Source organism: Streptomyces sp. NPDC006655 (assembly GCF_040703965.1).
Lineage (GTDB): Bacteria > Actinomycetota > Actinomycetes > Streptomycetales > Streptomycetaceae > Streptomyces.
This window is the reverse complement of record NZ_JBEYJU010000089.1, coordinates 29,291-38,265: the sequence shown is the minus strand read 5'-3', so window position 1 is coordinate 38,265 and position 8,975 is coordinate 29,291. Positions and strand designations below refer to the sequence as shown.

Below are 8,975 nucleotides of genomic sequence, written 5' to 3'. Positions count from 1 at the left end.
TCGCCCCGCGGGCGGAAGGCCGGGCCATGGCCGAGGGCCCGGCGGAAGGCCGCTGCCACCTCGCTGAAGACCGTGCTGAAGACCGCAAGGAAGTCGTCGGCCACCTCCCGCACATCCGCCGAGGGGTGCGCCGACGCCCGCCGCACCAGCACCGACGGCACGTCCCAGGCCCGCATCGCCTCCAGGACTTCGGCGAGCCGCCGGTGTAGGTGTCGTAGGCGTCCTCGTCCGCGTCGTCCGCGTCGTCCGCGTCAAGCAGGTCCCGGACGGCGTCCGGGTTCATCTCCTGCCTGCCTGCGGTTCCTGCCGAGCCGGTCAGACGCGGGGTGTGCCGCCCGGGAATCCTCCGCCCACCGTGAACCCGATCACCGCGCCGCCGCCCTCCCGGCGGGCGGCGAAGGGGGCTCCGCCGTGGGCCATGGCCACCTCGCGGACGATGGAGAGGCCGAGGCCGGAGCCGGGCAGGGAGCGGGCGTCGGCGGCGCGGTAGAAGCGGTCGAAGATGCGGATCAGGTCGCCCTCGGCGATGCCGGGGCCGCGGTCCAGGACCTCCACGCGGACCGCGCCGGGCCGGGCGGGGCCGGTGATCCTGAGCTCGATGGGGGCCTTGCCGTCCCGGTCGAACTTGGCCGCGTTCTCCACCAGGTTGGACATGGCCCGTTGCAGCATGCCGGGGCGGCCGTCGGTGGTCGTGTCCCCGCTGAAGCGGAGCAGGATCTCCCGGCCGGTACGGCGCCTGGCCAGCACGGCCACCTCCTCCGCGATGTCGACGAGGTCCACGTGCTGCGGCGGCTCCGTGTCCGACTGCCCGGCCGCCAGGTCGACCAGCTCGTTGACCAGGTCCGTCAGCTCACGCGCCTCCTGGCCCAGGTCGGCGACGAGTTCGTCACGGGTGGCGGGCGGGAGTTCGTCGATACGGCGGAGCAGGGAGATGTTCGTACGCAGGGAGGTCAGGGGCGTGCGGAGTTCGTGCCCGGCGTCCTGGACCAGCCGCCGCTGGTCCTCCTCGGACTGGGCGAGCCGGCCCAGCATCCGGTCGAAGGCGCGGCCCAGCCGCCCCACCTCGTCCAGACCGGTCACCGGCACCTGGATGCCGAGCTGCCGGGTGCGGGCCACGTCCTCCGCGGCCGAGGTGAGGATCACCAGCCGGCGGGTGATCCGCCGGGCCAGCCACCAGCCGATCAGCCCGGCGGCGACCACGACCGCCGCCATCAGCGCCAGCGTCCGCTGCTGGAGCGCCCGCAGCAGGTCCTCGGTGTCGCTGAACTCCTGCGCCACCTGGACCGCACCCCGCCCGTCGCCGAGCGCGACCGTGGCGATCCGGAACAGGTCCTCACCGACCCGGACGTCCTTGTGCTCGACCGTCTTCCCGGCGGCCCTGGCGGTGGCCGCGGCCCGGTCCCGGGCGGTGACCGGCAGCACCGGGCTGCCGTGGTCGACGATCTCGCCCTGCGCGCCGAGCACCTGGACGTCGGTGCGGGCCGGCCGGACCAGGTCGTGTCCGGGCCGGGAGGAGGAGAAGTCGTCCGGCATCATCCGGTGCTGCTTGACCTCGCCCTGGACGTCGGAGACGACCTGCGTGAACACCGACTGCTGGTCGACGCGGACCAGCCGGGCGGCGGCGTTGTACGACAGGATGCCGACGACGATCGTGACGGCCGCGGTGACCGCCGCGAAGGAGACGACGAAGGTGGTGCGCAGGGAGACGAGTCCCGGCCGACGGCGGGCCAGCATCCGTCCGATCCGCTCCGGCCGCCCGAGGCGGCCCACTCAGTCCTCCCGCAGCACGTAACCCACGCCCCGCACGGTGTGGATCAGCTGCGGGGCACCGGGCTCGTCGAGCTTGCGGCGCAGGTAGCCGACGTAGACGGCGAGGTTCTTGGAGCCGGGGCCGAAGTCGTAGCCCCAGATGCGGTCGTAGATCGTGGAGTGGTCGAGGACGATCCCGGCGTTGCGGGCGAGCAGTTCGAGGAGTTCGAACTCGGTGCGGGTCAGCTCCAGCTCGCGGCGGCCGCGCCAGGCCCGGCGGGCCTGGAGGTCCATCCGCAGGCCGGCCGCCTCGATCTGCCGGTCGGAGATCTGCGGCTCGCGCCCGGAGTCGGCGCCGACGGACACCCCGCCACCCCCGCCACCGCCGGCCGGCACCGGGGAGGTGCGGCGCAGCAGCGCGCGCAGCCGGGCGAAGACCTCCTCGACGTCGAAGGGCTTGACCACGTAGTCGTCGGCGCCGGCGTCCAGGCCCGCGATCCGGTCGGCGGTCTCGACCAGCGCGGTCAGCATGAGGATCGGGGTGCGGTCGCCCTCCGCGCGCAGGACCCGGCAGACCTGGAGGCCGTCGATGCCGGGCATCATCACGTCGAGGAGGAGGACGTCGGGGTGGGTGCGGTGGGCGTGCGCCAAGGCTTCCACGCCGTCCGCGACCGCGGTCACCTCGTAACCCTCCAGGGTGAGGGCACGCTCCAGGGCGTGGCGGATGGCGCGGTCGTCTTCGGCGAGCAGCACAGTCTGGGGCACGTCCCCAGTCTGCCAAGGCCGCCGGTGGTTGGCCGGGGTGAGCGGGTCTACGATCACCCTTTTTACCTGCCTCTCACCGTCACAACGGAACCTGCGTCGAGTTTCCGATTCGGGTGAGTGGGGGCCGGTCGCCCGGTCCCCCGCACCCCCGGTCCCCCTCAGCCGGCGGCCAGCCTCGCCAGCTGCTCGGCGAACGGCACCACCGGCAGGTCGGCGTCCGGCTTGCGGGGCGCGACCCCCGACAGCCCGGACATCAGCGCCGCCAGCTCCCCCGCCGCCCGCTCGACCCGGCCCTCCAGGCCCTGCGCGCCCCAGTCCTCGGACGCCGCGTAGACACCCGTCGGTACGACCACGGCCCGCAGGTAGGCGAACATCGGCCGCAGCGCGTGCTCCAGGACCAGCGAGTGCCGGGCCGTGCCCCCGGTCGCCGCGATCAGCACCGGCTTGCCGACCAGCGCCTCCTTGTCGAGCACGTCGAAGAACGACTTGAACAGCCCGCTGTACGACGCCGTGAACACCGGGGTCACGGCGATCAGGCCGTCCGCCTCGGTCACCGCCTCCAGGGCGGCCGCCAGCTTCCGCCCCGGGAACCCGTTGGTGAAGTTGTGCGCGATCTCCACCGCGAGGTCGCGCAGCTCCACGACCTCGATGTCCACTCCGGCGCCGGCCGGGGCCCGGCCCACCGCGGCGGCCAGCCGGTCGGCCAGCAGCCGGGTGGACGAGGGCACGCTCAGCCCCGCCGAGACGACGACGAGCTTCATGCCTGGACCTCCTCCTTCTCCGCGACCGCCGTGGCGGCAGTGGCGGCAGCGGCCGCGACGAGCGACGCGTGGGTGGGCGCCTCGGGGACGTCCGCCGGGCGGCCCTTCGCGAACTCCTCGCGCAGGACCGGGACGACCTCCTCGCCGAGCATGTCGAGCTGCTCCAGGACCGTCTTCAGCGGCAGTCCCGCGTGGTCCATCAGGAACAGCTGGCGCTGGTAGTCGCCCGCGTACTCGCGGAAGCCCAGCGTCTTCTCGATCACCTGCTGCGGCGAGCCCACCGTCAGCGGGGTCTGGTCGGTGAAGTCCTCCAGGGAGGGCCCGTGGCCGTAGACCGGCGCGTTGTCGAAGTACGGCCGGAACTCGCGCACCGCGTCCTGCGAGTTCTTCCGCATGAACACCTGACCGCCGAGGCCGACGATGGCCTGCTCGGGTGTGCCGTGTCCGTAGTGCGCGTACCGCTTCCGGTAGAACTCGACCATCCGCTTGGTGTGGTCGGCGGGCCAGAAGATGTTGTTGTGGAAGAAGCCGTCGCCGTAGTACGCGGCCTGCTCGGCTATCTCGGGCGAGCGGATCGAGCCGTGCCAGACGAACGGCGGCACGTCGTCCATCGGCCGCGGGGTGGAGGTGAAGCCCTGCAACGGCGTGCGGAACTTGCCCTCCCAGTCGACGACGTCCTCGCGCCAGAGCCGGCGCAGCAGGGCGTAGTTCTCGATGGCGAGGTTGATGCCCTCGCGGATGTCCTGCCCGAACCAGGGGTAGACCGGCCCGGTGTTGCCGCGGCCCATCATCAGGTCCACCCGGCCGTCGGCCAGGTGCTGGAGCATCGCGAAGTCCTCGGCGATCTTCACCGGGTCGTTGGTGGTGATGAGGGTGGTGGAGGTGGAGAGGATCAGCTTCTCCGTCTGCGCGGCGACGTAACCGAGCATGGTGGTCGGCGACGACGGTACGAACGGCGGGTTGTGGTGCTCACCCGTCGCGAACACGTCCAGGCCGACCTCCTCGGCCTTCAGCGCGATCGCGACCATCGCCTTGATGCGCTCCCGCTCGGTCGGCGCCCGTCCCGTGGTGGGGTCCGGCGTGACGTCGCCGACCGTGAAGATCCCGAACTGCATGCTCGCTCACCCTCCAGGTTGTTTACGATTCAACTATACCCGGAGAACGAGACACCCCCACCGCCTATTCCCCCCGCCGTCGCCCCTCTGCCACCACCCCTCAGAAGGCGTACGGATCACCGGTCGCCAGCACCAGCACCCGCTGCCTGTCGTTCGTACGGTCATGGTCCACGGCACCACCGCCCCACACCATGTCCACCTCCAGCAGCACCTCCGCCGGCCGCTCCCGCAGCCACACCGGAACCACCAGTTGCTCGCCCGGCACCTCCACGGCCAGCGGACCGGTACCGCACACCACCTCCCGGTCACCGGTGCGCGCGCACCGGTCCGGCAGCCGCTGGTCGTCCGCCAGCGGTGCCGACCAGCTCAGCCGCACACTGGCGCCGGTCACGGCGTCCGGCCCGTGGTCGTGCGGGGTCACCCGGACCTCCGCCAGGTCCCCGCGCAGCACCACCGACCCGTGCACCTCCAGATCGGCGTCCCCGGCCCAGGCGCTCCCCCCGCCCCCCAGCACCAGCGCCCCCACAGCCACCGCGAGCCCCCACCGACGCACTCCCCTGCCACCCGTGCCGCCCATGCCACCCGTCCCATCCGTCCGTGCCACCCGGTCCGTCTCCGGCATTCGTACGGATGTATGCCACCCGGCCCCCGCCACAGGCGCCCTCCATCAGGTGACACGGCCGCGAAGTGGCAGGCTGCCGTCATGCTGATCCTCCGCTCCGCCGCCCTGTTCGTCGTCGCCGCCGTCTTCGAGATCGGCGGCGCCTGGCTGGTCTGGCAGGGCGTGCGGGAACACCGCGGCTGGCTCTGGATCGCCGGCGGCATCCTCTCCCTGGGCGCCTACGGCTTCGTCGCCACCTTCCAGCCGGACGCCCACTTCGGCCGCATCCTGGCGGCGTACGGGGGAATCTTCGTCGCGGGCTCGATCCTGTGGGGCATGGCGGCGGACGGCTACCGCCCGGACCGCTGGGACATCACGGGAGCGGCGATCTGCCTGGCCGGGATGGCGGTCATCATGTGGGCCCCGAGAAACTGACGTCGGGTGAGCGCCCCTTCAGGGGCGCTGGGGGTACCCCCGGCCGAAGGCTGGGGGAGGAACTGCGCGAACGGCCCCCACCAGCGCGCAGCCGCCCGATTCCCCGCAAACCACGGCGCCTAGACTCTTCTGAGCAAGCCGCCTACCTGACTCATCCCGCCGAGGAGACCCCATGGCCCCGTCCCGCATCGCGGTAGTCACCGGCGCGAGCAGCGGAATCGGCGCCGCGACCGCCCGCAGCCTCGCCGCCGCCGGCTACCGCGTCGTCCTCACCGCCCGCCGCGAGGACCGCATCGAGGCCCTGGCCAAGGAGCTCACGGAGGCGGGGCACGAGGCCACGGCCTACCCCCTGGACGTGACGGACCGCGCCGCCGTGGACGAGTTCGCCACCGCGTTCACGTCGATCGCCGTCCTCGTGAACAACGCCGGCGGCGCCCTCGGCGCCGACCCGGTGGCCACCGGCGACCCGGCCGACTGGCGCACGATGTACGAGACGAACGTCATCGGCACCCTCAACGTCACCCAGGCCCTGCTCCCCAAGCTGGAGGCGAGCGGCGACGGCACGGTGGTGATCGTCTCCTCCACCGCGGGCCACGGCACCTACGAGGGCGGCGGCGGCTACGTCGCCGCCAAGCACGGCGCCCACGTCCTCGCGGAGACGCTCCGCCTGGAGATCGTCGGCAAGCCGGTCCGGGTCATCGAGATCGCACCGGGCATGGTCAAGACGGACGAGTTCGCGCTGACCCGCTTCGGCGGCGACGCGGAGAAGGCGGCGAAGGTCTACCAGGGCGTCGCCGAGCCCCTGACGGCGGACGACGTGGCCGACACCATCGCCTGGACGGTGACCCGGCCGAGCCACGTCAACGTGGACCTGCTGGTCCTGCGCCCCCGCGCGCAGGCCTCGAACACCAAGGTCCACCGAGAGCTGTGACCCCGGAAGCAACGCCCCCGGAGGAGGACCCCGCGACGTCCCTGGAGAAGTCCCTGGAACAGGCCCGCCTGGCCCAGGAGACCAAGGACGAACGCCAGGTCTGGTACTTCCTGGCCTACTTCCTCTTCGGCATCCACTTCATCGCGTTCGTCATGATCTACGCGGTCCGCCACGCGAAGTGACGGGCCGCGCGATCAGCCCTTCACGCAGACGACCTGCTTGAGCTTGGCCACGACCTCCACCAGGTCCCGCTGCTGGTCGATGACCTGGTCGATCGACTTGTAGGCACCCGGGATCTCGTCCACGACGCCGGAGTCCTTACGGCACTCCACACCCCGGGTCTGCTCCTCCAGGTCCCTCGTCGAGAAGCGCCGCTTGGCCGCGTTCCGGCTCATGCGCCGACCGGCCCCGTGCGAGGCGGAGTTGAAGGACAGCTCGTTCCCGAGGCCCTTCACGATGTACGAACCCGTGCCCATCGAGCCCGGGATGATCCCGTACTCGCCGGATCCGGCCCGGATCGCTCCCTTACGGGTCACGAGCAGGTCCACACCTTCGTACCGCTCGCGGCTCACGTAGTTGTGATGGCAGCTCACCTCGGGTTCGAAGGTGACCCTGGCCTTCTTGAACTCCTTGCGGATCACGTCCTTGAGGAGGGCCATCATGATCGACCGGTTGTACTTCGCGTATTCCTGAGCCCAGTAGAGGTCGTGCTCGTACGCCGCCATCTGCGGGGTGTCCGCGACGAAGACGGCGAGGTCGCGGTCGACCAGGCCCTGGTTGTGCGGAAGCTTCTGGGCCACACCGATGTGGTGCTCGGCGAGTTCCTTGCCGATGTTGCGCGAACCGGAGTGCAGCATGAGCCACACAGAACCGGTCATATCGGTACAAATCTCTATGAAATGATTTCCCGAACCAAGCGTCCCCATCTGCTGATGCGCCCGCTCCGCACGGAACTTGACCGCGTCCGCCACCCCGTCGAACCGCCCCCAGAACTCCCCCCACCCGGTCGTCGCCAGTCCGTGGAAGTCCCCCGGTTCCACCGGATCCGCGTGCATCCCCCGGCCCACCGGAATCGCCTGCTCGATCTTCGAGCGCAGCCGGGACAGGTCGCCCGGCAGGTCGTTCGCCGTGAGGGACGTGCGCACCGCCGACATGCCGCAGCCGATGTCGACACCGACCGCCGCCGGGCACACCGCCCCGCGCATCGCGATGACCGACCCGACCGTCGCACCCTTCCCGTAGTGGACGTCCGGCATCACCGCGAGGCCCTCGATCCACGGCAGGGTCGCGACGTTGCGCAGCTGCTGGAGCGCGACCTCCTCGACGGCCGCCGGGTCGGTCCACATCCGGATCGGCACCTTCGCGCCCGGCATCTCCACGTACGTCATGACTTCCTCATTCCCCCGCGAACAGCACAACAAAAAGAACAGAACGAATAAATGACTTGAAACGCAAATGCATCGCCTAGGTCGCTGAAATCGGACAAGGGACCGGCGTTCACGGCAGTGCGTGCGATACACATTGTCTTCAGGGGCCGCCCCACTGCGGCAAGCGATTAACCGGTGGGGACACTGGTGCAGGACCGAGCGACCCAGTGAACGGAAAGGAGCCTGACCGTGCAGCGGAAGGCGTACGTAACCGGCACCGCCGCCCTTCTCGCGGCTCTGCTGGCCGGCTGCACGAGCGGTTCCAGCGGCGGGGACGACACCACCGACAAGAACGCGGACACGGGCACCTCCACCGTCGCCGCCCAGCCGGGCAAGTACCGCACCCTCCCCGAGCCCTGCGGCGCGGTCAGCCACGACACCCTGGACTCGCTGCTCCCCGGCATCGCCCAGATCGCCGACGCGGACCAGCGCGACAAGGCGTACCAGGGCGACGCCACCCTCACCTACGACACGGACCGCAAGGTCGGCTGCCGTTGGAAGGTCGAGTCCGCCGACGCCACGGACCGGCTGTCCGTCGACTTCGAGCGCGTGGTGTCGTACGACAACGCCGTCAGCGACGACAACGAGGCGCAGACCATCTACACGCAACGGGAGACGGCGGCCGACATCCCCGAGTCGGCGCCCCCGACCGCGACGGAGTCGGAGTCCCCGTCCGGCTCGACGTCCGCGTCCCCCGCCCCCTCCTCGTCCGCCCCCTCCTCGTCCGCCCCTTCCGCCTCCGCCTCGCCCTCTTCCGCCGCCTCCGTCGACCCCGCGGGCGCCACCTCGGCGTCCGCCTCCGCGTCCACCGCCTCGGCCGACCTCCAGCCCCGTGTCCTCACCGACCTCGGCGACCAGGCCTACCTCGACGACCAGCTCAGCGGCTCCGGTTCGACGGCCGAACAGCGGACCGTCACTGTGGTGTTCCGCACGTCCAACGTCGTGGTGACCATCGAGTACGAGGAGCAGCCGATGGCCACCGGAACGGTCCCGGACAGCAAGGAAATGCAGGACAGGGCGCAGAAACTGGCCGCGCAACTGGCCGAAGCCCTCAACGGCTGACGCCCCCAGCACGCCCCGCGCACCGCGCCCGCGAAGCGCGCGAACCAAAACCGCACAGCTTCCTCACCGCGTACCGTGGCCCCTCGGACCCGATCCGACCGCAGGAACCCCGAGCGTATGAGTGAAGGA

The 8,975-nt window shown here is 71.2% G+C and carries 10 protein-coding genes; 4 read left to right on the top strand and 6 right to left on the bottom strand.

Annotated elements, in window-relative coordinates; genetic code table 11:
• Positions 1-315: 315 nt before the first annotated feature.
• The 5 genes from AB0958_RS35225 to AB0958_RS35205 all read right to left on the bottom strand — a co-directional run bounded on the left by AB0958_RS35225 (position 316) and on the right by AB0958_RS35205 (position 4,967).
• Entirely contained in the window at positions 316-1,734 is a 1,419-nt protein-coding gene (locus AB0958_RS35225; RefSeq protein ID WP_366894543.1) for a HAMP domain-containing sensor histidine kinase, read from the bottom strand.
• Between the two features lie 36 nt (positions 1,735-1,770).
• Positions 1,771-2,514, bottom strand: coding sequence for a response regulator transcription factor (locus tag AB0958_RS35220; protein ID WP_366894541.1), 744 nt, complete (start codon positions 2,512-2,514; stop codon positions 1,771-1,773).
• Positions 2,515-2,672: 158 nt separating this feature from the next.
• Positions 2,673-3,275: an FMN reductase gene (locus tag AB0958_RS35215; RefSeq protein ID WP_366894540.1), complete on the bottom strand. Its 603-nt coding sequence runs from the start codon at positions 3,273-3,275 to the stop codon at positions 2,673-2,675.
• Complete coding sequence (locus AB0958_RS35210) at positions 3,272-4,390, bottom strand: LLM class flavin-dependent oxidoreductase (RefSeq protein WP_366894539.1); 1,119 nt, start codon at positions 4,388-4,390, stop codon at positions 3,272-3,274. Before AB0958_RS35210 ends, AB0958_RS35215 begins: the two co-directional genes overlap by 4 nt.
• Before the next feature lie 100 nt (positions 4,391-4,490).
• Positions 4,491-4,967 (bottom strand): hypothetical protein, encoded by a 477-nt coding sequence (locus AB0958_RS35205; protein WP_366894538.1) that lies wholly within the window; start codon positions 4,965-4,967, stop codon positions 4,491-4,493.
• 126 nt (positions 4,968-5,093) lie between these two features.
• On the opposite strand from AB0958_RS35205, the gene AB0958_RS35200 reads away from it, so the two are divergent.
• The 3 genes from AB0958_RS35200 to AB0958_RS35190 all read left to right on the top strand — a co-directional run bounded on the left by AB0958_RS35200 (position 5,094) and on the right by AB0958_RS35190 (position 6,539).
• Positions 5,094-5,426, top strand: coding sequence for a YnfA family protein (locus AB0958_RS35200; protein WP_366894537.1), 333 nt, complete (start codon positions 5,094-5,096; stop codon positions 5,424-5,426).
• 172 nt (positions 5,427-5,598) lie between these two features.
• Positions 5,599-6,357 carry an SDR family oxidoreductase gene (locus AB0958_RS35195; RefSeq protein ID WP_132890394.1) on the top strand — a complete coding sequence of 253 codons (759 nt, stop codon included), beginning with the start codon at positions 5,599-5,601 and terminating at the stop codon, positions 6,355-6,357.
• Complete coding sequence (locus AB0958_RS35190) at positions 6,354-6,539, top strand: hypothetical protein (protein ID WP_366894544.1); 186 nt, start codon at positions 6,354-6,356, stop codon at positions 6,537-6,539. Before AB0958_RS35195 ends, AB0958_RS35190 begins: the two co-directional genes overlap by 4 nt.
• Positions 6,540-6,551: 12 nt before the next feature.
• Here AB0958_RS35190 and AB0958_RS35185 read toward each other — a convergent pair whose 3' ends face one another.
• Positions 6,552-7,745, bottom strand: coding sequence for an RtcB family protein (locus AB0958_RS35185; RefSeq protein ID WP_366894536.1), 1,194 nt, complete (start codon positions 7,743-7,745; stop codon positions 6,552-6,554).
• A 228-nt stretch (positions 7,746-7,973) separates the two neighbouring features.
• Here AB0958_RS35185 and AB0958_RS35180 point away from each other — a divergent pair, with 228 nt between their 5' ends.
• A complete protein-coding gene (locus AB0958_RS35180) occupies positions 7,974-8,846 on the top strand; it encodes a DUF3558 domain-containing protein (RefSeq protein WP_366894535.1) in 873 nt (290 codons plus the stop codon).
• Positions 8,847-8,975 lie beyond the last annotated feature (129 nt).